22 protein-coding genes are annotated in these 25,860 nt (G+C 63.8%); 9 read left to right on the top strand and 13 right to left on the bottom strand.

The window, feature by feature from the left end; translation table 11 throughout:
• The 6 genes from AC2FMN_RS00580 to AC2FMN_RS00555 all read right to left on the bottom strand — a co-directional run bounded on the left by AC2FMN_RS00580 (position 1) and on the right by AC2FMN_RS00555 (position 6,978).
• Positions 1–768: an SDR family NAD(P)-dependent oxidoreductase gene (locus AC2FMN_RS00580; protein WP_496685330.1), complete on the bottom strand. Its 768-nt coding sequence runs from the start codon at positions 766–768 to the stop codon at positions 1–3.
• Complete coding sequence (locus AC2FMN_RS00575; RefSeq protein WP_496685328.1) at positions 768–2,477, bottom strand: IlvD/Edd family dehydratase; 1,710 nt, start codon at positions 2,475–2,477, stop codon at positions 768–770. The genes AC2FMN_RS00580 and AC2FMN_RS00575 overlap by 1 nt, the downstream gene beginning before the upstream one ends.
• A gap of 13 nt (positions 2,478–2,490) precedes the next feature.
• Complete coding sequence (locus tag AC2FMN_RS00570) at positions 2,491–3,831, bottom strand: alpha-glucosidase/alpha-galactosidase (protein WP_496685327.1); 1,341 nt, start codon at positions 3,829–3,831, stop codon at positions 2,491–2,493.
• 22 nt (positions 3,832–3,853) lie between these two features.
• Entirely contained in the window at positions 3,854–4,702 is an 849-nt protein-coding gene (locus tag AC2FMN_RS00565) for a carbohydrate ABC transporter permease (RefSeq protein ID WP_496682354.1), read from the bottom strand.
• A gap of 1 nt (position 4,703) precedes the next feature.
• Positions 4,704–5,627: a carbohydrate ABC transporter permease gene (locus tag AC2FMN_RS00560; protein ID WP_496685325.1), complete on the bottom strand. Its 924-nt coding sequence runs from the start codon at positions 5,625–5,627 to the stop codon at positions 4,704–4,706.
• Positions 5,628–5,718: 91 nt separating this feature from the next.
• On the bottom strand, positions 5,719–6,978 hold the full coding sequence (locus tag AC2FMN_RS00555) for an ABC transporter substrate-binding protein (RefSeq protein WP_496685322.1): 1,260 nt from the start codon (positions 6,976–6,978) through the stop codon (positions 5,719–5,721).
• A gap of 142 nt (positions 6,979–7,120) precedes the next feature.
• Between AC2FMN_RS00555 and AC2FMN_RS00550 the strand changes: the two genes are divergently transcribed.
• The 6 genes from AC2FMN_RS00550 to AC2FMN_RS00525 all read left to right on the top strand — a co-directional run bounded on the left by AC2FMN_RS00550 (position 7,121) and on the right by AC2FMN_RS00525 (position 13,265).
• Positions 7,121–7,915, top strand: a complete 795-nt coding sequence (locus tag AC2FMN_RS00550; RefSeq protein WP_496685320.1) for an IclR family transcriptional regulator — start codon at positions 7,121–7,123, stop codon at positions 7,913–7,915.
• The gene (locus AC2FMN_RS00545; RefSeq protein ID WP_496685317.1) at positions 7,912–8,970 is read left to right on the top strand and encodes an ABC transporter ATP-binding protein; all 1,059 of its coding nucleotides are present in this window, start codon (positions 7,912–7,914) and stop codon (positions 8,968–8,970) included. The genes AC2FMN_RS00550 and AC2FMN_RS00545 overlap by 4 nt, the downstream gene beginning before the upstream one ends.
• 122 nt (positions 8,971–9,092) lie before the next feature.
• Positions 9,093–10,052, top strand: coding sequence for a dihydrodipicolinate synthase family protein (locus tag AC2FMN_RS00540; RefSeq protein ID WP_496685314.1), 960 nt, complete (start codon positions 9,093–9,095; stop codon positions 10,050–10,052).
• Positions 10,043–10,978, top strand: coding sequence for a 4-hydroxyproline epimerase (locus AC2FMN_RS00535; RefSeq protein WP_496685311.1), 936 nt, complete (start codon positions 10,043–10,045; stop codon positions 10,976–10,978). The genes AC2FMN_RS00540 and AC2FMN_RS00535 overlap by 10 nt, the downstream gene beginning before the upstream one ends.
• A gap of 15 nt (positions 10,979–10,993) precedes the next feature.
• Positions 10,994–12,232: an NAD(P)/FAD-dependent oxidoreductase gene (locus AC2FMN_RS00530; protein ID WP_496685310.1), complete on the top strand. Its 1,239-nt coding sequence runs from the start codon at positions 10,994–10,996 to the stop codon at positions 12,230–12,232.
• A gap of 7 nt (positions 12,233–12,239) precedes the next feature.
• A complete protein-coding gene (locus tag AC2FMN_RS00525; protein WP_496685308.1) occupies positions 12,240–13,265 on the top strand; it encodes a trans-3-hydroxy-L-proline dehydratase in 1,026 nt (341 codons plus the stop codon).
• Here AC2FMN_RS00525 and AC2FMN_RS00520 read toward each other — a convergent pair.
• Entirely contained in the window at positions 13,262–14,278 is a 1,017-nt protein-coding gene (locus AC2FMN_RS00520) for an Ldh family oxidoreductase (protein ID WP_496685305.1), read from the bottom strand. The two genes, AC2FMN_RS00525 and AC2FMN_RS00520, sit on opposite strands and share 4 nt — an antisense overlap.
• A 142-nt stretch (positions 14,279–14,420) precedes the next feature.
• On the opposite strand from AC2FMN_RS00520, the gene AC2FMN_RS00515 reads away from it, so the two are divergent.
• A complete protein-coding gene (locus tag AC2FMN_RS00515; protein WP_496685303.1) occupies positions 14,421–15,509 on the top strand; it encodes a helix-turn-helix domain-containing protein in 1,089 nt (362 codons plus the stop codon).
• Between the two features lie 10 nt (positions 15,510–15,519).
• On the opposite strand, the gene AC2FMN_RS00510 is transcribed toward AC2FMN_RS00515, so the two are convergent.
• Positions 15,520–16,824 carry a UDP-glucose dehydrogenase family protein gene (locus tag AC2FMN_RS00510; RefSeq protein WP_496685300.1) on the bottom strand — a complete coding sequence of 435 codons (1,305 nt, stop codon included), beginning with the start codon at positions 16,822–16,824 and terminating at the stop codon, positions 15,520–15,522.
• 161 nt (positions 16,825–16,985) lie between these two features.
• Here AC2FMN_RS00510 and gmd point away from each other — a divergent pair, with 161 nt between their 5' ends.
• Entirely contained in the window at positions 16,986–18,110 is a 1,125-nt protein-coding gene (gmd, locus tag AC2FMN_RS00505) for a GDP-mannose 4,6-dehydratase (protein WP_496681540.1), read from the top strand.
• Between the two features lie 10 nt (positions 18,111–18,120).
• Complete coding sequence (fcl, locus tag AC2FMN_RS00500) at positions 18,121–19,098, top strand: GDP-L-fucose synthase (protein WP_496685297.1); 978 nt, start codon at positions 18,121–18,123, stop codon at positions 19,096–19,098.
• Positions 19,099–19,131: 33 nt separating this feature from the next.
• On the opposite strand, the gene AC2FMN_RS00495 is transcribed toward fcl, so the two are convergent.
• The 5 genes from AC2FMN_RS00495 to AC2FMN_RS00475 all read right to left on the bottom strand — a co-directional run bounded on the left by AC2FMN_RS00495 (position 19,132) and on the right by AC2FMN_RS00475 (position 25,853).
• Positions 19,132–20,217: a DUF2793 domain-containing protein gene (locus AC2FMN_RS00495; RefSeq protein ID WP_496685294.1), complete on the bottom strand. Its 1,086-nt coding sequence runs from the start codon at positions 20,215–20,217 to the stop codon at positions 19,132–19,134.
• Positions 20,218–20,465: 248 nt separating this feature from the next.
• The gene (locus tag AC2FMN_RS00490) at positions 20,466–21,902 is read right to left on the bottom strand and encodes a mannose-1-phosphate guanylyltransferase/mannose-6-phosphate isomerase (RefSeq protein WP_496685291.1); all 1,437 of its coding nucleotides are present in this window, start codon (positions 21,900–21,902) and stop codon (positions 20,466–20,468) included.
• A gap of 72 nt (positions 21,903–21,974) precedes the next feature.
• A complete protein-coding gene (gene galU / locus AC2FMN_RS00485) occupies positions 21,975–22,868 on the bottom strand; it encodes a UTP--glucose-1-phosphate uridylyltransferase GalU (protein WP_496681531.1) in 894 nt (297 codons plus the stop codon).
• Positions 22,869–23,116: 248 nt separating this feature from the next.
• Positions 23,117–24,922, bottom strand: coding sequence for an ABC transporter ATP-binding protein (locus AC2FMN_RS00480; protein WP_496685288.1), 1,806 nt, complete (start codon positions 24,920–24,922; stop codon positions 23,117–23,119).
• 1 nt (position 24,923) lies between these two features.
• Positions 24,924–25,853 (bottom strand): ABC transporter permease subunit, encoded by a 930-nt coding sequence (locus AC2FMN_RS00475; RefSeq protein WP_496681526.1) that lies wholly within the window; start codon positions 25,851–25,853, stop codon positions 24,924–24,926.
• Positions 25,854–25,860 lie beyond the last annotated feature (7 nt).

Here is a 25,860-nt window from a genome sequence, read left to right as displayed (position 1 = left end):
TCACCCCGTTGTGACCACGCCGCCATCGACGACCATGCATTGCCCGGTCATGGCGCGGCTGGCCGTTGATGCCAGAAACAGCGTCGGCGCGATCATGTCGTCCGGGCTCAGATGTTCCTTCAGGCATTGGCGATCCATATGCGCGGCCAGATCTTCGGGCGTGGCCCACATGTCCAGTTGTTTCTGCGTCAGCACCCAGCCGGGCGCCAGCGCGTTGACGCGGATGTTCTTCGGTCCCAGCTCGCGCGCGAGCGAACGGGTCATACCGGTGATTCCGGCATTGGCCGTCGTATAGATCGGATAGCCCGCATTGCCCATCATGTAGCTGATCGAACTGAAGTTGATGATCGACCCGCCGGTTTCGGCCATCTGCCGCGCGGCCTGCTGGCAGGCAAAGTAATAGGCCTTGAGGTTGACCGCGATCATCCAGTCCCAGAACTCGGGCGTGGTTTCCTCGAGGCTGTGGCGCTTGTCGTTCGCGGCATTGTTGACCAGCACGTTCAGCGGACCGTGGGCCTCGGCGGCCTTGGTCATGGTTTCGTGCAGCAGCGCAGTGTCGGTCATGTCGCCCTGCAGGAACAAGGGCGCGCGGCCGTGTTTGACGCGCATCTCTTCGACGAACGCGCTGGCGTCGGACCGGCCGATAAAGGCGACCTTGGCGCCCTGGGCCAAGAACCCGTCGGTCAAGGCCGCGCCCACGCCGGACCCGCCGCCGGTTATGAAGACGGACGCGCCGTTCAGGTCATGGAAGGTGGCAGGCTGGGTCATCAATGGCTCTCTCGGGTCACAAGGCGGGTGTCCTTGCCCACCAGGAAATCAAGGTCGGCCCCCTGATCGGCCTGCAGGACGTGGTCGATATACAGCTTGGCATAGCCGCGGGTGTAGTGCGGATCGTCGGGCCGCCAGGACGCACGGCGGGCCGCCAGTTCCTGTTCGTCGACCAGCAGTTCCAGCTCGCCCTTGCTGGCGGACACGCGGATGCGGTCGCCGGTTTTCACCAGCGCCAATGGGCCGCCCGCCTGCGCCTCGGGGCTGACATGCAGGATCACTGTGCCGAAGGCGGTGCCCGACATGCGTGCGTCGGAAACGCGGATCATGTCACGCACGCCCTGTTTCACCAGCTTGGCGGGGATCGGCATGTTGCCGACCTCGGGCATGCCCGGATAGCCCTTTGGCCCGCAGCCCTTGAGCACCAGGATGGTCTCGGGCGTCACCGGCAGGTCATCGCGGTCGATATTGGCCTTCAGGTCCTCGATGCTGTCGAAGACATAGGCCTCACCTTCGGTTTCCAGCAGGCTGTCGGTGGCGGCCGAGGGTTTCACGATCGCCCCGTTCGGCGCGAGGTTGCCGCGCAGAACGCGCAGCCCGGCGGCCGGTTTCACCGGATCGTCGAAGGAATGGATCACGTCGCGGTTGAAGCATTCCGCGCCCTCATAGTGGGCCGAGATGTCCTTGTTCAGAACGGTGCGGGCCGGGCGCAGATGCGATTTCAACTCGGACAGGACCACCGGCATCCCGCCGGCATAGCAGAAATCCTCCATCAGGTACTTGCCCGAGGGCATGCAGTTGACCAGCAGCGGAATGTCCGACCCGATCTCGAAATCCTTCAGAGTCAGGTCCACGCCCACCCGGCCGGCCAGCGCCAGCAGGTGCACCACGGCGTTGGTGGATCCACCCACCGCGGCATTGGCCAGGATGGCGTTCTCAAACGCCGCCTTGGTCAGAATGTCCGAAGGTTTGAGGTCTTCGTCCACCATCTCGACGATGCGCTTGCCGGTCATGTGCGCCAGCGCCATGCGACGGGCATCGACAGCGGGCAGGGCGGCGTTTGTAGGCAGGCTCATGCCCATCGCCTCGACCAGCGACGCCATGGTCGAGGCCGTACCCATGGTCATGCAGACTCCCTTGGACCGGCTCATGCCAGATTCGGCGTTCATGAAATCCTGCAAGGTCATCTCGCCGGCGCGCACGGCTTCCGAGAACTTCCATACATCGGTGCCCGAGCCGATATCCTTGCCGCGATACTTGCCGTTCAGCATCGGCCCGGAACTGACCACGATCGTAGGCAGATCGACCGAGGCCGCGCCCATCAGCTGGCCCGGCGTGGTCTTGTCGCAACCACCCAGCAGCACCACGCCGTCGATGCCATAGGCGCGGATCGATTCTTCGACATCCATCGCCAGCAGGTTGCGGAACAGCATGGCGGTGGGCTTCATCTGGGTTTCGCCCAGCGACATCACCGGGAATTCGACGGGAAAGCCGCCCGCCTCCCACACGCCGCGCTTGACGCCTTCGGCCAGGTCGCGCAGGCCTGAATTGCAGGGCGTCAGCTCGGACCAGGTGTTGCAGATGCCGATGATCGGGCGACCGTCGAACGCATGATCGGGAAAGCCCTGGTTCTTCATCCACGACCGATGGATGAACCCGTCCTTGTCGAGCTTGCCATACCAATGCTGTGAGCGGCGTTTCTTGGTCATTTGCGGGGCCCTTTCAAGCGGCTTTGGCGGGCTGGCACCAGTCGGGCAGCCAGTCGGCATGGGCGGTCAGCAGGTCACTGACCAAGTTGCGGATCTGGCGCAGGTCCAGTTCGGCGGCGGTGTGCGGGTCCATCATGGCGGCGTGATAGATGTGTTCGGGGTTTTCCTCGACCAAGGCGCGCACGGTCAGTTCCTGCACGTTGATCTGGGTGCGCATCAGGGCGACCAGCTGCGGCGGAATGTCGGTGACGACCGAGGGCTGCACGCCGTTGCTGTCGACCAGACAGGGCGTTTCGACCGCGGCGCCCAGCGGAAGCTGCGGGATCTGCCCGGTATTGGGCAGGTTGCCATAGGCGACGTACGGCGTGTCGGTGACGATTGCGTTCATCAGGTCAGCAGCGAACTCGTGGCTGCGGATCACCTCGATGTCGCTCCCGTCGGTCAGGGTCTTGGCCTGTTCTTTCCAGTTGGCGACCTGCTCTTCGCAGCGGGTGGGATATTCGTCCAGCGGGATCTGGAACTGGTCGATCAGGTCCTGACGCCCATCCTTGATAAACCACGGGACGTACTCGGCCAGGTGTTCCGAGCTTTCGGTGCAGAAATAGCCCAGGTGATCCATCACCTCGTACCGCACCTTGTTCGGGCAGCGCGGCATCAGCAGCGGCGCCTTGGGCAATTGGCCCGCGTGATAGCCCCGGCGCAGCGCCGGATACAGGTCGCGGCCCTGATGTTCGAGCCGCAGGAAGAAGGCCACGTGGTTCACGCCGGCAACGCGATAGCGGATTTTATCCTTGGGCAGGTCGAGGTCATGGGCCAGTTCCTCGACCGTGTTCTGGACCGAGTGGCACAGACCGACCTGTTTCAGCGCCGGGAACCGTTCGGCCAGCGCCCAGGTGTTGATGGCCATCGGGTTGACGTATTGCAGCAGCGTGGCATCCGGGCACAGCTGCGCCATGTCGCGGGCCACATCCCACAGGACAGGCACGGTGCGCAGGCCGCGCATGATGCCGCCTACGCCCAGCGTGTCGGCTATGGTCTGGCGCAAGCCATATTGCTTGGGGATCTCGAAATCGGTGACGGTGCAGGGTCTGTAGCCGCCGATCTGGAAAGCCGTGATGACGAAATCAGCCCCGTCCAGCGCCGCGCGGCGGTCGGTGTGGGTGGACACGGTCGCGCCGGTCCCGACCGAGCGGATCATGGCGCGTGCGACGGTTTCGCTTTCGGCCAGACGCTCGGGGTCGATGTCCATCAGGGCAAAATGGCTGTCGGCCAGCGATGGGGTCAGCAGGGCGTCGCCCACGATGTTCTGCATGAAAATCGTGGAACCTGCACCGATGAAGGTGATCTTGGTCATGACTGTAAACCTTGACTAGGCGTTATTTTACGGCACCGAGGGTCAGACCCGCGATGAAGTGTTTCTGCATCAGAAAGAACATGGCCACCGGCGGCAGGGCCGCGACGATCGAGCCGGCACTCATCAAGTGATAGGCGGCGCGGAACTGCGCGTTGAAGCTGGTGATGCCGGCGGTTACGGGTTGGCTCTCGGCCCCTTGGGTCAGCACGACGGCCCAGAAATAGTCGTTCCAGATGAAGGTGAAGATCAGCACGCTGAGCGCGGCGATCGCGGGCTTCATCAGCGGCAGGACGACGTACCAGAAGATGCGCCATTCGCTGATGCCCTCGACCCGGGCGGCCTCGATCAGCTCGAACGGCAGGGCGCGGATGAAGTTGCGCATGAACAGAGTGCAGAACCCCGTCTGGAACGCGATGTGGAACAGCACCAGGCCGGTTTTCGTGTTGTAGAGCCCCAAGTCCAGCGTCAGGTCGCGCACCGGCACCATCAGGATCTGGAAGGGTACGAAGTTGCCGGCCACGAACATGAAGAAGATCCACAGGTTCGACTTGAACTTGTAAATCCCCAGCGCAAACCCGGTCATGCAGCTGAGCGCCACCGCGCCGATCACCGTGGGAACCGTGATCAGGAACGAGTTCAGCAGATAGCGCGGCATGTCCGAGTTGAAGAACACCTGACCGTAGTTCCTGGCGCCTTCAAAGCTGGAGGGCAGGCCCCAGTAGTTGGCGTTGGTGAAATCCGCCTCGGGCTTGATTGAGAACAGGGCCACGGCCAGCAGCGGGCCGAGCCACAGCAGAAGGGCGATCGGCAGCATCGCCTGATAGGAAATCTGCGCCGCGCGGGGTTGTTTTTCGATCGGTTTGGGAAACATCTCAGTAACCCTTTTCTTCGCGGTACATCGACCACAGGAAGTAGGCGATGAAGCACAGCATGATCAGGAACAGGATCACGGCGATGGCCGCGCCATAGCCCATGCGGAACCCGTATTCCGACAAGGCGACCTCGAACATGTAATAGGCCAGCACGCGCGAGGATCCGAACGGCCCGCCCTGTGTCATGATCGAGATCAGGTCGAACGACCGCAGCGCGCCGATGATGGTCACGACAAAGGCGATGAAGGTCGCGGGGCGCAGTTGCGGCAGGATGATATGCCACAGCATCCGCCCGCCCTTGGCGCCGTCCAGCCGGCCGGCCTCGATCTGTTCGGGGTCCACGGCGTTCAGGCCGGTCAGATACAGGATCATGCAATAGGCGGTCTGCGGCCAGAGGCCCGCGAAAATGATGCCGTAGGTTACGAACCGTTCGTCACCCAGGACGTTCAGCGGACCCAGTCCGACCAAGCCCAATAGCTCGTTCAGCAGTCCGAAAGTGGGGTCGTAGAACCAGGTGAAGACCAGCCCGACTACGACCTGACTGATGACGAAGGGAAAGAAGAACAGGGATTTGTACAGCCGGATGCCCCAGACCGTCTGGTTGAGGAAAAGCGCGATGAACAGGCCGGCCGGGATCGCCAGCAGGTACATGACCAGCCAGATCAGGTTGTTCTTCAACGAGACATAGAAGGCGTCGCGGTCGACCCATTCCCAATACAGGTCTTCATAGTTGCGCATGCCGACATATTCGGCGGCGCCCAGCCCGTCCCATTCGTAAAGCGACAGGTTGAAGGACTGGAAAACGGGGATGATCACGTAGACCATGAAGAACAGCACGCCCGGAGCCAGAAACAGCCAGGGTGCGATACGTTGCTGATTTCTGTGGAACCAGCTTTCGTGTTCGGTGACGTCGACGGCGGTCATGGTCAATCCCGGTTTGGAGAAGGCGGGACGGGGTCAGACCCGTCCTGTGATTGGCTGAGGCGTGGCCGGGGTTGCCCCGGCCACCACCCGATCAATTGTCGTAGATGCGCTGGCGCGCTCGTTCCAGCTTGGCCAGGATCTTGTCCAGGTTGTCCGGCTTGACCATGAACTCCTGGAAGCCTTCCATCGACACCTTGGCCATTTCCGCCGGTGCGTCGCGATCCCAGAACTGGGCGACGCCGCCGGGGCTGTTGGTCGACAGCATCTTGAAGCCTTCCTGCAGGAACTTGTCATCATCCACTGACGATTTGGCGTTGATCGGCAGCTGGCCCAGGTTCTGGCCATTGTTGATGATGGTCTGCTCCTTGGCCGAGACGACGAAGCGCAGGAATTCGCGGGCCGCTTCCTTGTTCGAGGCGTTCGCCGGGATGTGGAACGTGTCGGTCGGCGCATCTTCGGCCAGCTCGACATCGGGGTTGATCGCGACGAACTGGTAGAAGTCCAACTGGTCGTCGGTCAGACCGGCCTCGCGCAGCGGAGCCACCGCGAAGTTGCCCATCAGATAGGCCGCTGCATCACCCTGAACCATGAAGGGCAGGGCCTCTTGCCAGCTGTAGGTCTGGTGGTTGTCGATGAACGCGCCCATGTCGATCAGCTGCTTCCAGTTGGCGAAGGTCTGCTTGACCCGGTCGTCTTCCCAGCTGACTTCGCCATTGGCCAGTTGCTGGTGGAAGTCGAAGCCGTTGGTGCGCATGTTCAGGTAGTCGAACCAGCCGCCAGCCGTCCACAGGAACTTGGTGCCGATGGTATAGCAGGCGCGACCCGAGTCGACGATCTTCTGGCAGTTGGCCAGTTCTTCTTCCCAAGTGGTCGGCTCGGACAGGCCCAGCTCGTCAAAGATGTCTTTGCGGTAGTAGACGCCCCACTGATAGTAGGTGTAGGGCACGCCCCACTGCTTGCCGTCGATGGTCATCGCGCCCTTGGTCGAGGCCAAGTTTTCGGCGATTTCCGGCTCGGCCCACAGGTCCGATACGTCCTCGAACAGACCCGCCTCGACATAGGGACGCATGCGGTTGGCCGCGTACCAAGTGGCCACGTCAGGCGTGTCGGCGGTCAGGAAGTTGCGGATCTGGGTCTTGTAGGCTTCGCGGTCGATCACGGTGGTCTCGATCTCGAGCCCGGGGTGTTTCTCGGCGAACCGGCCGATCATCGCCTCCATCGTCGCGCGCGGCGCGGGGTTCGACGTGTCTAGGAAAATGCGCAGCTCGCCGGTCAGTTCCGCCGCGGCCGGGGCTGCAATTGCCACGCTGACAGCCAGTGCCGCCGTCGTGCGCTTGAACATGGAATGCATGGTTTCCTCCCTTAGCTTCCATTTTGCGGTTCCAAATAGTGAAACCAAGTTTTATATATTGAAAACTACACATCGAATCGGCTAGGCTTGTCAATACCCTCGCGGCCCGTCCGCTAGGGGAAGTGGAGGAGAAATCAGACCCGTGGCAGGTGACGGAACCATCGGCAAGGCATGTGACGTGCTGGAGCAGGTCGCGGCGTTCGGCCGGCCTGTGCGGTTTGCCGAATTGCTGGAAAGCAGCAGCTTTCCCAAGGCGTCCCTGTACCGGTTTCTGCAGTCGCTGACCAATCAAGGCATGTTGTCTTACGACCCAGACCGGCAGACCTATTCGCCGGGGCTGCGGCTGGTGCGGCTGGCGCATTCGGCCTGGACGCAAAGCTCTCTGGCGCCGATCGCGCGGCCGATCCTGGATGCGCTCAGCCTGGAAACCGGCGAGACGGTGCACCTTGCGCAGCTTGATTCCAGTCAGGTTCTGTATGTGGACAAGCGCAATGCCAAGAACCCGGTCGAGATGTATTCCGAAGCCGGAAAGGTCGGCCCGGCCTATTGCACCGGCGTGGGCAAGGCGATGCTTGCCTATCTGGATGACGACCTGCTGGACAAGGCGATTTCGCAGCAAAGCTTTCACCGCTTCACCGACAGGACGCTGACCTCCGAGGCCGAATTGAGGGCCGATCTGGCCCGGATCCGCCAACGGGGCTTTGCCATGGATGATGAAGAGCACGAGCTCGGCATCATCTGCGTGGCCTGTCCGATTCTGACATCGGGCGGACGGATGCTGGGGGCGATCTCGATCACCGGGTCGACCCAGCGCATGGATTTCGATCAGTTGAAGAAATGGGTCCCTCGGGTGCGGTGTGCCGCCGACCAGATCGGGGCCGAAGCCGAAGCATGGCGGTTCCCCGAGGGCCGCAAGGACAGGATGCAAGCATCATGACAGGCGTTACCCTGAAGGGCGCAATCAAGCGGTATGGCCAGACCCAGGTCATTCACGGCATTGATCTGGAAATCGAGGACGGAGAGTTCTGCGTTTTCGTCGGGCCGTCGGGCTGTGGCAAATCCACCCTGTTGCGGATGATCGCCGGGCTGGAGGAAACCACCGAGGGCGAAATCCGCATCGGTCAGCGTGACGTGACCCACATGGACCCGGCCAAGCGCGGTGTCGCGATGGTGTTCCAGACCTATGCCTTGTATCCGCACATGACCGTGGCCGAGAACATGGGCTTTGGCCTGCGCATGAACGGCGTGCCCAAGGCCGAGATCGACCGGAAGGTGGCCGAAGCGTCAGAAATCCTCAAACTGGACCCGTATCTCAAGCGCAAGCCCAAGGCCCTGTCGGGTGGGCAGCGTCAGCGGGTCGCCATCGGCCGGGCCATCGTGCGCGGCCCCGAGGTTTTCCTGTTTGACGAGCCGCTGTCGAACCTCGATGCCGAGTTGCGCGTAGAAATGCGTGTCGAAATCGCTCGATTGCACCAAGAGATCGGCGCGACGATGATCTACGTCACCCACGACCAGGTCGAAGCGATGACCATGGCCGACAAGATTGTCGTGCTGCGCGATGGCCGGATCGAGCAGGTGGGCGCTCCGATGGATCTGTATCGCGACCCCGACAACCGGTTCGTGGCGGGGTTCATCGGCTCGCCCGCAATGAACTTTCTGGAATGCGATGTCGTCGATGGAACGGTGCGCCATCCCGCCCTGACGGACACGATTCCTGTGACAAAAGGGGTGCCGGCTGATGCCAGGAAGGTGACCTTGGGGATCCGCCCGGAACATATCGGCGTCGATCGGTCCAGCGACAGCTGCACCGTCGATCTGACCGAGGCGCTCGGCGGCGTGTCCTACAGCTATCTTCTGGCGCCGAATGGCGACAAGTTGATCGTCGAAGAGCGCGACGACCAGCGCAGCAAGACGGGCGAGCGGATCGGGATTTCGGTCCGGCCCGAACGCGCAATGCTGTTCGATTCCGAAACCGGCCAGCGGCTGCGCTGAACGGTCCTCGACAACCACGTCCACACGCGCCGGGCCGGGGGCTGGGCGCGCTGTGATTCCCGTGGATTCCGAACCCGAAAACCGCTAACGCAGAGGCAGGATCTGCAAGAAAAGGACTGCCGATGCGACCAAATGTTTTCTCGGGCACGATGCCGGCCTTGATGACGCCGTGCAAGGCCGACCGAACCCCTGACTATGACGCTCTGGTTCGCAAAGGGCAGCAGATGATCGAGGCGGGGATGTCCGCGGTTGTCTATTGTGGGTCGATGGGCGACTGGCCGCTGCTGACCGATGACCAGCGTATGGAAGGTGTCGAGCGTCTGGTGCAGGCGGACCTTCCGGTCGTGGTGGGCACGGGGGCGATCAACACGCGCTCGGCGGTGGCGCATGCGGCGCATGCGCAGAAAGTCGGTGCGGTGGGGCTGATGGTGATTCCGCGGGTGCTGTCGCGCGGCAGCTCGCTGGCGGCGCAGCGCAACCATTTCAAGGCCATCCTGTCGGCGGCGCCCGACGTGCCCGCGATTATCTACAACAGCCCGGTCTACGGCTTTGCCACCCGCGCCGATCTGTTCTTTGCGCTGCGGGCCGAACACCCCAACCTGGTGGGCTTCAAGGAATTCGGCGGCAGCGCCGACCTGCGCTATGCGGCCGAGCACATCACCAGCCGCGACGATGAGGTGACGCTGATGGTCGGCGTCGATACCGAGGTCTACAACGGCTTCGTCAACTGCGGGGCCACCGGGTCGATCACCGGCATTGGCACCGCGCTGCCGAAAGAGGCGCTGTTGCTGGCGGCGCTGTCGAAAAAGGCGGCCGAAGGCCATGCCGAGGCCCGCCTGCGCGCCCGCGAACTGGACGAGGCGCTTGGCGTGCTGTCTAGTTTCGACGAGGGCACTGACCTGGTGCTGTACTACAAATACCTGCTGGTGCTGAACGGCGAAGAGGAATACCGCCTGCATTTCAACGAGACCGACGAGCTGAGCGACGCGCAGCGCCGCTATTGCGAGCAACAATATGCGCTGTTCCGCAACTGGTTCGCGGACTGGTCGCGGCAGGGCGGGGTGATCGCCGAATGCATGTGATCGACAGCCATACCGGCGGCGAACCCACGCGGGTGATCCTGGAGGGCGGGCCGGATCTGGGCAGCGGCTCGCTGGCCGACCGGGCCGGGAGGCTAGCCCGCGACCACGCCGATTTCTACCACGCGGTCCTGCGCGAGCCGCGCGGCCAGCCGGCGATGGTGGGGGCGCTGCTGGTGCCGCCGGTCGACCCGGACTGCGTGACCGGGGTAATTTATTTCGACGCGGATGCGGTGCTGGGCATGTGCGGGCACGGCACGATCGGGCTGACCGTGACGCTTGCGCATCTGGGCCGGATCGGGGTTGGCACGCATCGGATCGAGACACCGGCCGGGGTGGTCTCGGTCCGGCTGCACGACGCGCACACGGTGACGGTGACGAATGTCGAAAGCCGCCGCGTGGCCCGCGCGGTCGAGATCGAGGTGCCGGGCCACGGCACGGTGACCGGTGACGTCGCCTATGGCGGCAACTGGTTCTTCATCGTCGATCCCAGCCCGGTGCCGGTCGAGCCCGCGAATATCCGAGCCCTGACCGACCTGGGCGTCGCCATCCGCCGTGCGGCCAATGCCGCGGGTATCGGCGGCGAAGCCGGAGAGCCGATCGACCATGTGATTTTTCAGGAGGCCGCGCCGGCCCCCGACGTCCACAGCCGAAACTTCGTTCTGTGCCCCGATGACGCCTATGACCGCTCGCCCTGCGGCACGGGCAGTTCGGCGCGGTTGGCGTGTCTGGCGGCCGACGGGCGCTTGGCGCCCGGTGAAGAAATCGTGCAGGCCAGTGTCATCGGCAGCCCCTATCGGCTGTCCTATCAGCCTGGTCCGAACGGCGGGGTGATCCCCTCGATCACCGGTCAGGCTTTCGTGATGGCCGAAAGCCGCTTGATTTTTGATCCCGCCGATGCATTCCGTTCGGGTATAGCGATCACATGAAAAAATAGAGATCACATGAAGACAGACGTCATCGTTATCGGTGCCGGCGTGGTCGGCATCAGCGCGGCACTTGAGCTGCAGCGTCGGGGTTACGCCGTGCAGGTGTTGGACCGCGAAGGCGTGGCCGCGGGCAGTTCGGCGGGGAATGCCGGAGCGTTCGCCTTCCCCGAAGTCGAACCGTTGGCCACCCCCGGGATCATGAAGAAGGCCCCAAAATGGCTGCTCGATCCGTTGGGGCCGCTGTCGATCCCGCCCGCTTATGCCCTGCAGATCGCGCCGTGGATGTGGCGGTTCTGGCGGGCCAGTCGCCCCAGCCGGTATCAAGCGCTGGTCGCCGCGCAGGCCAGCCTGATGCGCCTGTGCCAGGCCGCGACCGAACGGCAGATCGCCGATACGGGTGGCGAGGCGATGATGCAGCGTGACGGGCAGTTGCAGTTGTACGAAAGCGCGGCCGAGTTCCGTGCCGCTTTGCCCACGTGGGAGTTGCGTCGCCAGCATGGCATCGCCTTCGACTTGCTGGAAAGCCCCGAAGCGATCGCTGAGATCCAGCCCGGGCTCAGCCCGCGTTTCACCCATGCCGGGTTCACGCCGCACTGGTGGAATACCGTCGATCCCAAACGCTGGGTCGAGCATCTGGCGCAGGTGTTCCGCGACCGTGGCGGGGTGATCGAGACGCGCCCCGTGCGCGCGCTGGAGCTGTCGGACACGGGCGTCTGGGTGCGCTTCGATCAGGGGGCGGCGGATGCCAGCAAGGTCGTGGTGGCCGCGGGCGCATGGTCGCACCACCTGACCCGTACGGTGGGCGACCGGATTCCGCTGGAGACCGAGCGCGGCTACAACACGACCCTGCCGCCGGGCGCGTTCGACCTGCGGCTGCACCTGGCGTTCTCGCGGCATGCTTTCGTGGCAACCAAAATCAACGGCGGTGTTCGCATTGGTGGTGCGGTCGAACTGGGCGGGCTTGACCTGCCGCCCAATTTCAAACGCGCCGATACCCTGTTGAACAAGGCGCGCCAGTTCCTGCCGGGGTTGAAGACCGAAGGCGGGACGCAATGGATGGGATTCCGCCCCTCGCTGCCCGACAGCATTCCGGTGATCGGGCGGTCTCCGAAATCGCGGCACCTGGTTTATGCCTTCGGGCACGGCCATCTGGGCCTGACCCAGTCGGCCGGAACAGCCGAGCTGGTGGGCGCGCTGGTCGACGGCACCGATCCGGCCATCCAGGTCAATCCCTTCGCCGCCACCCGGTTCTGAGCGTGGGATGCGCAGCAGCAAGACCATCCACGTGATCTCGGCCCATGCCGAGGGCGAGGTGGGGGATGTGATCGTCGGCGGCGTCGCCCCGCCGCCCGGCGACACGATCTGGGAGCAACGCAGCTTCATCGCCCGCGACCAGACCCTGCGCAACTTCGTACTTAACGAGCCGCGCGGCGGAGTGTTCCGCCATGTCAACATGCTGGTGCCGCCCAAACACCCAAAGGCCGACGCCGCCTTCATCATCATGGAACCCGAAGACACGCCACCCATGTCCGGCTCGAACGCGATCTGCGTGGCGACAGTGCTGCTGGACGGGGGCATCCTGCCGATGACCGAGCCGGAGACCCACCTGACGCTCGAAGCGCCGGGCGGGCTGGTGCGGGTGCGGGCCGAATGCCGCAGCGGCAAGGCCGAACGGATCTTCGTGCAGAACCTGCCCAGCTTTGCCGACCGCCTCGCCGCGCCGCTCGAGGTCGAGGGGCTGGGAACCCTGACGGTGGACACCGCCTATGGCGGGGACAGTTTCGTGGTGGTCGACGCCGCGGCGCTGGGGCTGCGCATCACCGAGGACGAGGCCGCCGACATCGCCCGGTTGGGGGTGGCGATTACCTATGCCGCCAATGCGCAGCTGGGCTTTGCGCATCCCGAGATCCCGGATTGGGACCACATTTCGTTTTGCGCCTTCTGCGGACCGTTGGCCGAAACCGAAACCGGCCTGACCGGCCGATCCGCGGTGGCAATCCAGCCCGGCAAGGTCGACCGCTCACCCACCGGCACCGCCGTTTCGGCCCGCATGGCGCTGATGGCCGCGCGGGGGCAGATACGGCCGGGCCAGAGCTTCGAGGCCGTCTCGATCATCGGTTCGCGGTTTACCGGCCGTATACTGGGCACAACCCATGTTGGCGACCGCGCCGCCATCCTGCCCGAGATCTCGGGTCGCGGATGGATCACTGGCATCCACCAGCACATGCTGGACCCGGACGATCCCTGGCCGCAAGGTTACCGCCTGCGCGACACCTGGGGCGCCTAGTCCAGAAGGGCCAGCAGGTCGCGGTAAAGTTGCGTCGGAATCTCGGCATATCCCCGGGCGGTGTTACGCGCCCGGGCGGCAAAGCGGCGCTGCGACGGCAGGCGCGCGCCCTGATCGAGGATATCGGCAAACAGGCGCTCGGCCCGCGCGTCGTTGGCCTGTCGCCGCCCGCCGCTGAACTGGTCGGGGTCGAAGGCGATGATGATGTCGCCGTGGTATGGCGCGCCGCCTGTTCCTTGGGCGAATTCCATGCTCTCCAGGCTGGTCAGGTCGTCGATGAGAGGGCCGGCCAGAAGCTCGATCATGATTGACAGGGCCGAGCCCTTGTAGCCGCCGAAGGTCAGCATCGCGCCGTCCAGCGCCGCTTGCGGGTCGGTCGTGGGGTTGCCGTCCTTGTCGATCGCCACGCCTTCGGGCAGGGGTTTGCCCGCGCGCTTGTACAGCTCGATCTCGCCGCGGGCGAAGGCGCTGGTGGCGAAGTCGAAGGTGAACGGGTCCTTGCCCCTGCGGGGCCAGCTGAAGGCCAGCGGGTTGGTGCCCAGGCTGCCGCGCGTGCCCCCGGCCGGGGCCACCCAGGAATGGCTGGGCACCATCGCCATGGCCGCAAGCCCCTCGGCCGACAGGGCCTCGACCTCGGGCCACAGGGCCGAGAAATGAAAACAGCGGTTGATCGCCATGGCCGCGATCCCGTGGGTGCGAGTCTTGTCCACCAGATGCGGCATGCCGGTCTGGAATGCCAGCAACGACATGCCGCCCCGCGCGTCGACGCGCACGATGGCATTGTCCGAGGAGGTGACCTCGGGCTGTGCATGGCCGTCGATCTTGCCGGCCTGCATGGTCTGGGCGCACATGAACAGGCGAAACAACCCGTGCGACTGGCAATCATCCATCTGGCAGGTGGTCAGCATCCGCGCAATCGCCTGCGCGTGGTCGGGGCCATAGCCCACATGGGTCAGGACCTTCAGGCTCAGATCGGTCATTTCCTCGGGCGTCAGCCCTACCGTTTCGCTCATCTTCTGTCCCCTTGGGCTGATTTTGGTCGCCCAAGGGGTAACGGGGAAGCTCGGACCTGTTCAACCCGATAACCGCCAGCACCGGCACCGCTGGGCGGAAATGCCGCCGGCCCTCTTGTGAAGCGTTGAAAATCGCCGAAGAATGCAGGTCATGATGTCAGGACCGCATTCCCCCGACCCCGACGAGGACGAGCCCTTTGCCGGCCCGCGCAGCATCTATGATGTCGATCCCCCGGAAGACGAGGACCTGTGGTTTCTGCCCCCCGACAGCGACCCGGCCGTCGAGGATCTTTTGCCGCCCGGTCCCCGGGCGGACCGGCGCCTGCTGTTCGATCCGCGCGAGTGGCGCGCGGCGCAGGCCGCCGTGGCGCAGGACCTGGCCGAGTTGACCCTGACCTTCGGCGCGTTGGACGAACGGTTGCGGGCGGGTCCGGCGGGCTGGACGCATCGGCTGGCGCTGATGGACGTGTCCGATCTGGGTTGGTGGACCGGCGATCGGATCAGCGTCGACCGGCTGGCACTGTGGACCGGGCTGCGCATCGGAGCCACCGGCGACGACGTACAGGCCCTGTTTCGGGCGGGCTGGGCGGTGCGGCGGCTGACCTCAGGGGCCGGTCCGTCCGACGGGGGCTGGCAGCACGGGCTGGCTGCGTTTCTGGACCGGATGGCGCAGGGCATCGACGAGGTGCCCGAGGCCGTGGCCGATCTGGCCGAAGTAATGGACACTGCCGTCGATCTGCACCCGGTGACCCAGTCGGCCATCGCCTTTCACGCTTGGCGCGCGCTGTCGCAAGGGATGGGTCAGGACACCGAGGCCGCTGTCATCGCCGCTCGCCACGCGGCCACGATGGGGCGGGGCGGGGCGCTGTTCATGCCGCTGGCGCTGTCGGGGCCGGGGGCGTTGCGCAGCGCAGGAGCGCCCGAAGACAAGCTGGGCGCGTGGGTGCGCGGCGCGGGGCAGGCGGCGCTGGCCGCCCTGCTGCACCTGGATCGCGTCAGCGCCTGGGAGTCGCGCGCTCGCGCCGCGACCGATGATCTGAGCGGCCGGACACCGCCGGTTCTGATCGACGTTCTGGCCGCCTGGCCCATGGTTTCGGCGCCGCTGGCCGAGCAACTGACGCAGGCCTCGCGCGCGGCGGTGCAGCGCAATCTCGACAAGTTCACCAGCCGCGGGCTGATCCGCGAGGTGACTGGGCAGGGACGGTACCGCGTCTGGGCGGCGGCGCTGTGATGCGGCGGGCCTAGCGGCCTACGCCAACATAGGTGTCGAAACCCGATTTCAGCGCCATTTCGCGGGCGTAGATGTTGCGCAGATCGACCATCCGCGGGGATTTCATCGCCCGGGCCATCTGGGACAGGTTCAGAGCGCGGAACTCGTTCCATTCGGTCAGCAGCACGACTGCATCGGCATCGCGCACGGCGGCATAGGGGTCGTCCTCCCATACTACGCCTGGCAGCAGGGCCTCGCCCTCGGCGCGGCCCTGCGGATCGACCACGCGCACCTGAGCGCCGCCGCCTATCAGCGCCGGTACGATGGTCAGCGAGGGTGCATCGCGCATGTCATCCGTGTTGGGCTTGAAGGTCACGCCCAGCACCGCGATGGTCTTGCCGTTGAAGCTGTCTCCGCAGGCGTCGCGGATCTTTTCGATCATGCGCTTCTTGACCTCGTCATTCACCCGCATGACTGTCTCGGTGATCTGCATGGGAAAGGCGTGATCCTGGCCGATCCGCGCCAGCGCGGCAGTGTCCTTGGGAAAGCAAGACCCGCCATATCCGGGACCGGCATGCAGGAACTTGTTGCCTATGCGCCCGTCTAGACCGATGCCCCGCGACACCTCCTTGACGTCGGCGCCGACCCGCTCGCACAGGCCGGCGATTTCGTTGATGAAGGTGATCTTGGTCGCCAGAAAGGCATTGGCCGCGTATTTGATCATCTCGGCGCTTTCCAGATCGGTGGTCAGGATCGGAAAGTCCCGCAGGTACAGGGGGCGATAGATGTCTGCCATCACCTGAGCGGCGCGGTCGCTCTCGACGCCCACCACGACCCGGTCGGGACGCATGAAATCGTCGATCGCCGCGCCTTCGCGCAGAAATTCGGGGTTCGAGGCGACGTCGAAATCGGCCACGGGGTTGGCGGCAGAAATGGTCTCGTGAACCTTGCGGTTGGTGCCCACGGGCACGGTCGATTTGGTGACGACCACGGTATAGCCGGTCAGGGCGCGGGCGATCTCGTCGGCAGCGGCCATCACATAGGTCAGGTCGGCATGCCCGTCTCCGCGGCGGGTCGGCGTGCCAACTGCGATGAACACCGCATCGGCCCCATCGACCGCGCGGGCCAGATCGGAGGTGAAGCTGAGCCGTCCGGCGGCCACGTTCTTGGCCATCAGCATGTCCAGCCCCGGCTCATAGATCGGAACCTGACCCGCCTGCAGCATCCGAATCTTGTCTTCGGCCTTGTCCACGCAGATCACGTCATGGCCGAAATCCGAGAAACACACCCCCGACACCAGGCCGACGTAACCGGTGCCGATCATCGCAATACGCATTGTCCACTATCCCTTTCTGGTACCCACCGTGGCGGGCGGGCACACATTCTGAGAATCTTCCGCCGGTTTCAATGGCTGTCTGCCGGACCGGCTTGCAATCTGGTTCGTCTTGCTGTTTTAGGAGCGAAACCCAAATACCCCTAGGATTTTTGAGGCATTCGATGACGAAAACGGCGCTGATTACCGGGATCACCGGACAGGACGGTTCTTACCTGGCAGAGTTTCTTTTGGCCAAGGGGTATGAAGTTCACGGAATCAAGCGGCGGGCCTCTTCGTTCAACACGCAGCGGATCGACCATATCTATCAAGACCCGCACGAGCCCAACCCCAAACTGCGCCTGCACTATGGTGACCTCAGCGACACGTCGAACCTGACCCGGATCATCCAAGAGGTTCAACCCGACGAAGTCTACAACCTGGGTGCGCAATCGCATGTGGCGGTCAGTTTCGAGGCGCCGGAATATACGGCCGATGTCGATGCAATCGGTACCCTGCGGCTGCTCGAGGCGATCCGCTTTCTGGGGCTCGAGAAAAAGACGCGCTTCTATCAGGCTTCGACCTCCGAGCTGTACGGGCTGGTCCAGGAAATCCCGCAGCGCGAGACCACGCCGTTTCACCCCCGGTCGCCCTATGCCGTCGCCAAGCTGTATTCCTACTGGATCACCGTGAACTACCGCGAGGCCTATGGGATGTATGCCTGCAACGGGATTCTGTTCAATCACGAAAGCCCGCGCCGGGGCGAAACTTTCGTGACCCGCAAGATCACCCGCGGACTGGCCAACATCGCCCAGGGCCTCGAACAGTGTTTGTACATGGGCAATATCGACAGTCTGCGCGACTGGGGCCATGCCAAGGATTACGTGCGCATGCAGTGGATGATGCTGCAGCAGGACCAGCCCGAGGATTTCGTGATCGCCACCGGCAAGCAGTACTCGGTACGCGAGTTCATCGAATGGTCGGCGGCCGAGCTGGGGATCTCGGTCGAGTTCTCCGGCAGCGGCGTCGACGAGGTTGCAACGGTGACGGCGATCGAAGGCGAGGACGCTCCGGCTGTGAAACCGGGCGACGTGATCATGCGCATCGACCCGCAGTATTTCCGCCCGGCCGAGGTGGACACCCTGCTGGGCGACCCGACCAAGGCAAAGGAAAAACTGGGCTGGGAGCCGGAACTGACGGCGCGGGAAATGTGCGCCGAAATGGTCCGGGAAGATCTGAGAACGGCCAAACGCCACGCCCTGTTGAAAGAGCATGGCTATGAACTGCCGGTCAGCCTCGAAAACGGCTGAGGGGGCGAAAATGCAAAAGGTCTATATCGCCGGACATCGCGGCATGGTCGGAGGCGCGATTCTGCGTCGTCTTCAGGCGCGTCAGGCCCAGGGCGAGGACCTGCAGCTGATCACGCGCACCCACGCAGAACTGGACCTGACCGATCAGGCGGCGGTGCGCGACTTCATGCAGGCCGAACGCCCCGATGTGGTGATCCTTGCCGCCGCCAAAGTTGGCGGCATCCACGCCAACAACACCTATCCGGCGGATTTCATCTATGACAACCTGATGATCGAGTGCAACGTGATCCATCAGGCCTTTGCCGCCGGTGTGCGGCGCCTGCTGCAATTGGGCAGTTCTTGCATCTACCCGCGCGAGGCCGCCCAGCCCATGCGCGAAGATGCGCTGTTGACCGGTGTGCTGGAACCCACGAACGAGCCCTATGCCGTTGCCAAGATCGCCGGGATCAAGCTGTGCGAAAGCTACAATCGCCAGCACGGGGTCGACTACCGCTCGGTCATGCCGACGAACCTGTACGGACCGGGCGACAACTTTCACCCTGAAAACAGCCACGTTCTGCCCGCTCTGATCCGCCGGTTTCACGAAGCCGCGCGCGACGGGCTGGACGAGGTGGTGATCTGGGGCACCGGCAAACCCAGGCGCGAATTCCTGCATGTCGATGACATGGCCGAGGCGTCGCTGTTCGTGCTGGATTTGCCGCGAGCCGACTACGAGGCCAACACCCAGCCGATGCTGAGCCACATCAATGTCGGGTGCGGGCAGGACGTCTCGATCGCGGAACTGGCTGCGCTGGTGGCCAAGGTCACGGGGTTCCAGGGCAGGATCACCCAGGACCCCAGCAAACCCGACGGCACGATGCGCAAGCTGATGGATGTTTCGCGGCTGGCGAGGATGGGCTGGACGGCGCGCATCGGGCTCGAGGACGGCATTCGCCAGACCTATGCCTGGTTCCTTGAGCAGCCCGAGCACGGCCTACGCGCCAAGTAGCGGCCCGGCCCGAAGACCGGGTGGCTGAGCAGGTCAGATCCACCGACCGATTGCGACCAGTGCAGGCGCGATTTCCGTTGTGTCCGAGATTGTCGACAAGACCTGCCAGTCGGCCTGACTGTCGGTTGCGGCTCCAAGGCTGAGGAACCGGCCCGTGGCCCCGCCACTGCCCGAGACGGCAGGCGTGCTGCCGCTGACAAAGGGCACCGGGTAGGTCCAGGTTTGGGTGGCGCTTGCAAATAGGGCGCCGGCATTGGCGATACAGCCGACCCCAGCAGGGCTTGTTGTGCAGATCTGGGTGCCGTCGGCAAAGCGGACATATTCGCCGTCAGCCGAGGCGCCGCGTTCGATCACCGCTCCGGTCGGTGTGCCGCCGGACTGGCTGACTGCGCCCAGCAGGTTGCCCGGCCCATAGCCAAAATCCGCCCGCATCAGTCGGCCGGGGGTCACGTCAGTCGCGCTGGCCTGAACTGCGGCCCCGGCCACAGTGCCCGTGGCCGCGTCCAAACGAAGGGCCTCGGTCCAGCTGCCGCCATCCGGCGACACCTTGATCGAGAAGTCGGTGTTTCCCGCCAGACCCATCTCGGCGTGGCCGGTCCAGTTGGACTGAAACAGCAGGGATGCAGTGTCGGATGCAGCGGCCTTGTTGATCTTCAGTTGATGCCCGGCCCCGTCATGGGTCAGCAGCGTGGCCGGGCTGCGGACCGACAGACGGTTCGTGCCGTCATAGCCGGTTGCGATACCGATGCCCGCAAGGTTGGACGTTTCGACCGGCGGATCGATCCAGCCGTTCCCGTCCCACGACTTCAACCGCCCGGCGGTTTCATCCCAGATCCGCCAACCGGTTCTGGGGGTCACGAAATACCAGCCATTGTCCAGCCAGGCCGCCAGCTTGCCCGCGTGCCCGGCCCAGGCGCCGGTGGGCGCGGATCCCAATCCATAGACCGCCCCCTGCGCGGGTACCGCAGGCGGGGTGTTTTCGTTCAGCGCAATCGCGCTGAGCTGCACGACCAGATCCAGCTCACGCAGGGCCTCGTTGTGGGTGACATGTTTTTGCGCCTGAGACGGTTGCAGAAAGGGCAGGTTCAGGCGGGGAGTGGTTTGTGACACGGCGGGCATCCTCCTTGGGCTGTCGGGTCAGTGAGTGCTTTGCGCGTCACTCTGCCCTGCCTGTGGTCAATGCGCGCTTTCCCGTGCGAACGGTACGGAAACGAATTCGAAAGTGGTGATTTCCAATGGCGAAACAAATCGGGGCGATGGTGTGGTTTGTTGCCATCTAAGGGCGGCGACGCATCAAGGTGATTCTGTTGGCCGCACAAAAAAAGGGGCCGCCATGGGGCCGCCCCTGGGGTCATCCGCCGGGATGCTCAGCTGCGGGCATAGACATCCTCGTACCGGATGATGTCATCCTCGCCCAGATAGCTTCCGGTCTGAACTTCGATCAGAACCATCGGCACCTTGCCGGGGTTTTCCATCCGGTGCACGGCGCCCAGCGGGATATAGACCGACTCGTTTTCGCTGACCAACTGCACCGTGTCGTCGATCGTAACCTTTGCGGTGCCTTCGACGACGATCCAATGTTCGGCCCGATGGTGGTGCGACTGCAGGCTCAGCGCGGCGCCGGGGTGCACATGGATCCGCTTGACCTGGAACCGGTCGCCCACGACCAGGCTTTCGAACCAGCCCCACGGGCGATGGTCCACCGGCAGCTGTTCAGCCTGTTTGGAGCCCTTTGCCTTGAGGGCCGCGACTGCTGTCTTGACGTCCTGTGCTTTGTCCATGCTGGCTACCAGAACCGCATCGGGCATGGCCACGGCGATCATATTCTCAAGTCCCATCGCCACGACTTCCTGGGCCGGCGATTCCGACCGGATCAGAACGTTGCGACAGTCGATCGCCGTCACCTCGCCGGCGGTTGCCACGCCATCCTCGGACGGGTTGCTCAGTTCCTGCACGGCAGACCAGCTGCCCACATCCGACCAGCCGCCTGCGAAGGGCACAACGCTCAGGTTGTCGGCCCGTTCCATAACGGCATAGTCGATCGAGATGTCTTCGATCGGCTCCCATGCGTCGCGGTCCAACCGAAGGAAACCCAGATCGGCCTTGGCCTTTTCAACGGCGACTCGAACCGGGTCGATCAGATCGGGTGCATGGGCTTCGAAGGCGGAAATGATGTCGCCGACGGCGAACAGGAAGATCCCGGAATTCCACAGATAATTCCCGTCGGCGACCATTTGGCGGGCGCGTTCGAGATCGGGTTTTTCAACGAAATGGTCCAGCGGGACGGCATTGCCCGAAGCGTCCGGCGTCGTGGCGAGCTTCAGATAGCCATAGCCGGTCTCGGGCCGGTCCGGCGTGATGCCGAACGTAACCAGATGCCGGTCTTGTGCGACCGCCTGCACGCCCTTTTCGACGGCGGCGAAGAAGGCGGCCTTGTCCGGGACGACATGATCCGACGGAGCCACCAGCATAAGCGCGTCCGGGTTCTGCTGTTGCAGGTACAGGGCCGCCGCCAGAATAGCCGGTGCCGTGTTGCGTCCTTCGGGCTCGATCAGCACCGGGCCGGGGTCGATTCCGACAGCGGCCAACTGCTCGGTGACGACAAAACGGAAGGCCTCATTGGTCAGAATCAGGGGTTTGGAAAAAGGTGCCTCGGCCGGACCCCGCATCCGATCGGCGCAATCCTGCAACAGGCTGGTTTCACCGAGCAGCGGCACGAATTGCTTGGGATAGCTCTTGCGGGACAACGGCCACAGCCGGGTTCCGGAGCCTCCACACAAGATGACGGGATGGACGTTGCTCATGTTTAAAAACACTCTTTTTTTGATGTGATTTGGGTGGTTACACCGTTTGACGGCTAGGTATGGCGCGGTGCATCACTGCGCGGCTTTGCCTGTGGCGACGATATCGTTCAGGTATCGGGCCAAGTCGTCGCGCAGGTCGTCGCGGGCCAGCGCGAAGGACACCGTCGCCTGCAGAAACCCCGCCTTCGAGCCGCAATCGAACCGCTGGCCCTTGAACCGATAGCCGAAGACCGGCACGCCGTTGCCGATGTCCTCGGCGATGGCATCGGTCAGCTGGATCTCACCGCCGCTGCCTTTCTTCATGTGGTTGAGGTTGTACAGCACCGAAGGACCCATGATGTAGCGTCCGATCACCGCCAGGTTCGAGGGCGCCTCTTCGGGTTTGGGCTTCTCGACCATTCCGCGCACGCGGACCACCGTGCCGGCGTTTTCGGCCACGTCCAGAATGCCGTAGGCGCTGGTGCGCTCTGGCGCCACCTCCATCGTGGCGACCATGTTGCCGCCGGTTTCTTCATAGGCTTCGACCATTTGTTGCAGACAGGGCTTTTCGGCGGCGATGACGTCGTCGGGCAGCATCACGGCAAAAGGTTCGTCGCCGATCAAACGTCGCGCGCACCAGACCGCGTGGCCCAGGCCCAGGGCCTTGTATTGGCGGATATAGGCGATCGCACCGCTTTCCATGTTGGTCGCATCCAGCGTTTTCAGCAGCTTGTCTTTGCCCTTGGCCCGCAACTCTTCCTCGAGAACGGGGTTGTGGTCGAAATAGTCTTCCAGCGCCGACTTGCCGCGCGATGTCACGAAGATGAATTCCGTGATCCCGGCCGCGCGGGCTTCGTCGATGGCGTATTGTATTAATGGCCGGTCAACCAGTGTCATGATCTCTTTCGGAACCGATTTCGTAGCGGGAAGAAACCGGGTCCCCAATCCCGCGACCGGAAAAATCGCCTTGGTGACCTTTCGTGACATGATACCTCACAAATCAAATACGCTGCGGGCGAACAAACTGCCGCCGGGGATCCCTCTTAGGCCGGGAGGCCAGCGCATTCAATGACTCTTGGGCGACCCGGCGGAAACTTTCCGAACCGTGCCATCTGAAATTAACTGTGTCAAAAGCATCCTTATAGGTGTGATCGACCCGTGAAACGCTATGGGCCCGGGAACCAGGCAAGCGGACGAACCCCCAAAGCCGAAGTTCCGGCTTTGGGGGGCGGCGATCAGGTCTGGCCCAGAATGGCATCCAGCGGGTCGTGCTCGGCCACCAGATGCCCGGGGGCAACCTCGGTAAGCTTGGGAACATAGTCGGTCTGACCCGCCGCCAGACGGCTGGGCAGGAACCGCAGCGCCGCCTTGGGATCCATCGGCGAGGGCAACTCGCCCGGCAGTTTCAACCGCTGGCGGCTGCGCTCGACATCCGGGTCCGGGATCGGAACCGCCGAGATCAGCGATTGCGTATAGGGATGAACCGGGTTCGAGCAGATCACCTCGCCATCGCCCAGTTCGACGATGCGGCCGAGATACAGAACCATGATGCGGTTCGACACCGCGCGCACCACCGACAGGTCGTGGCTGATGAAGATCATCGACAGACCGAACTCCTGCTGCAGTTCCTTCAGCAGCTGCACGATTTGCGCCTGGATCGACACGTCCAGCGCCGAGACCGCCTCGTCGCAGATGATCAGCTTGGGTTTGTTGATCATCGCCCGGGCGATGCCCACGCGTTGGTTCTGCCCGCCCGACAACTCGTGCGGGTAGCGGTTGATCATGTTGGCGTTCAGGCCGACCCGTTCCATCATCTCGGCGACCATCTGCTTGCGCTCGCGCTCGGTCAGGTCGGGGCGATAGGTTTTCAGCGGTTCCGCGATCGAGGCAGAAATCGTCATCCGCGGGTCCAGGCTGGCCAGCGGGTCCTGGAACACGATCTGCAGGTCCTTGCGGTACTTGTTCAGCTCGGCCCGTTTCAGCCCGACGATCGGATGGCCCAGCCAGCTGACATTGCCGGCGCTCGGCTCGATAAGCTGCAGCACGGCACGGGCGAGGGTAGACTTGCCGCAGCCCGATTCACCGACCACGCCCAGGGTTTCACCCTTGCGGATGTCAAAGCTGACCCCATTCACCGCCTTCAACGGCACCTTGTGGCCAAAAATGCCGCCCGGAACGTGGATCGGGAAATGCACCTTGACGTCATCGACCCTCAGCAGCGGGGCCTCGTCGGTCTCCACCGCCTTGGGCGCATCGCCCGCGTCGATGCGGGGCATGGCCTCGATCAGGGTGCGAGTATAGTCGTGCTTGGGCGCGTGAAAGATCTCGCGCGTGTCACCGGCCTCGACAAACTCACCCAGGCGCATGACCTGCACCCGGTCGCACATGCGGGCCACGACGCCCATGTCATGGGTGATCAGGGCGATGGCCGTGCCTTCGTCCTTTTGCAGACGCACCATCAGATCCAGGATGTCGGCCTGAACGGTCACGTCCAGCGCGGTGGTCGGTTCGTCTGCGATCAGCAGTTTGGGATTGCACAGCATCGACATGGCGATCATCACCCGCTGGCGCATCCCGCCCGACAGCTCGTGCGGGAACTGGTCCAGACGGCGCGCGGCCTCGGGGATGCGGACGCGGTCCAGCCATTCCAGGCACCGTTGCCGCGCGGCCGAACCCTGCAGGCCTTCGTGTACGCTCAGCACTTCGCGCATCTGCTGGCCGATCCGCAGATGCGGGGTCAGCGCGGTCAGCGGGTCCTGAAATATCATGCCCACATCGGCACCGCGGATCTGGTTCAGCTTGTTCACGGGCAGGTTCAGAATTTCCTGCCCGTTCAGCAGCACCGACCCGGTGGCCCGGCCCGCCGGCGGCAGCAGGCCCATCGCGGCCATGAAGGTCTGGCTTTTGCCCGACCCGCTTTCGCCGACGATGCCCAGGCATTCGCCCGGGGCGATGTCAAAGCTGATGTTCTTGACGGCCTCGACCACCCCATCGGGCGTGTCGAACTGAACGCTCAGGTTCTTTACGGAAAGCAGGCTCATGTCAGCGGTCCTTCGGATCCAGTGCGTCACGCAGGCCATCGCCGATGAAGAACATCGTGATGATGATGGTGACGTAAAATGCCAGGGGGTACATCAGTTGCCACAACGTGCCGTAACCCATGGTTCCGGCGCCCTCGGCGATCAGACGACCCAACGAGGTATAGGGCTCGGAAATCCCCAGCCCCAGGAACGAGATGAAGCTTTCCGTCAGGATCATCTCGGGCACCAGCAGCGAGGCATAGACGATCACCACGCCCAGCAGGTTGGGCAGGATGTGGCGGTACATGATGGTGAACTCGCTGACACCGGCAGCGCGGGCGGCTTCGATGAACTCACGGTTCTTCAGGGTCAGGGTCTGGCCGCGCACGATCCGTGCCATGGTCAGCCAGCCCACCGCACCCAGTGCGATGAACAGCATGAAGAACGACCGCCCCGCCACGACCAGCAGCAGGATGATGACCAGCGTGGCCGGAATGGCCAGCAGGATGTCGACAAAGCGCATCATCACGCTGTCGACGCGCCCGCCGATGTAACCGGCGGCGATGCCGTAGCAGGTGCCGACGATCAGCGCGGTGGCCGCCCCGACCAGGCCCACCAGCAACGAGGTGGTGGTGGCCTGGATGACCCGGCTGTACAGGTCGCGCCCCAGATCGTCGACGCCGAAATAGTGACCGGTTTCGATGGACGGCATCCCCATGCCGGCCACGTCGCCCATGACGGCCCAGTCGATTTCCTCGTTGTTCCAGACGGCGAAGTAAGGCCCGATGATCGTGAACAGAACGATCAGGCCCAGGATGAACACGCTGGCCATGGCGGCCTTGTTGCGGACAAAACGCATCCGCGCGTCCTGCCACAGCGACCGGCCCTGGATGGCGGTGTGATCGGTGATGGTCTCGGCCAGCCGAGCGGCTTTTTGTGATTTTCCAAGCATGGATTGC

Source organism: Ruegeria sp. BHSC037 (assembly GCF_059613045.1).
The sequence above is the reverse complement of the archived record's forward strand: the minus strand, read 5'-3'. Positions and strand labels throughout refer to the sequence as shown.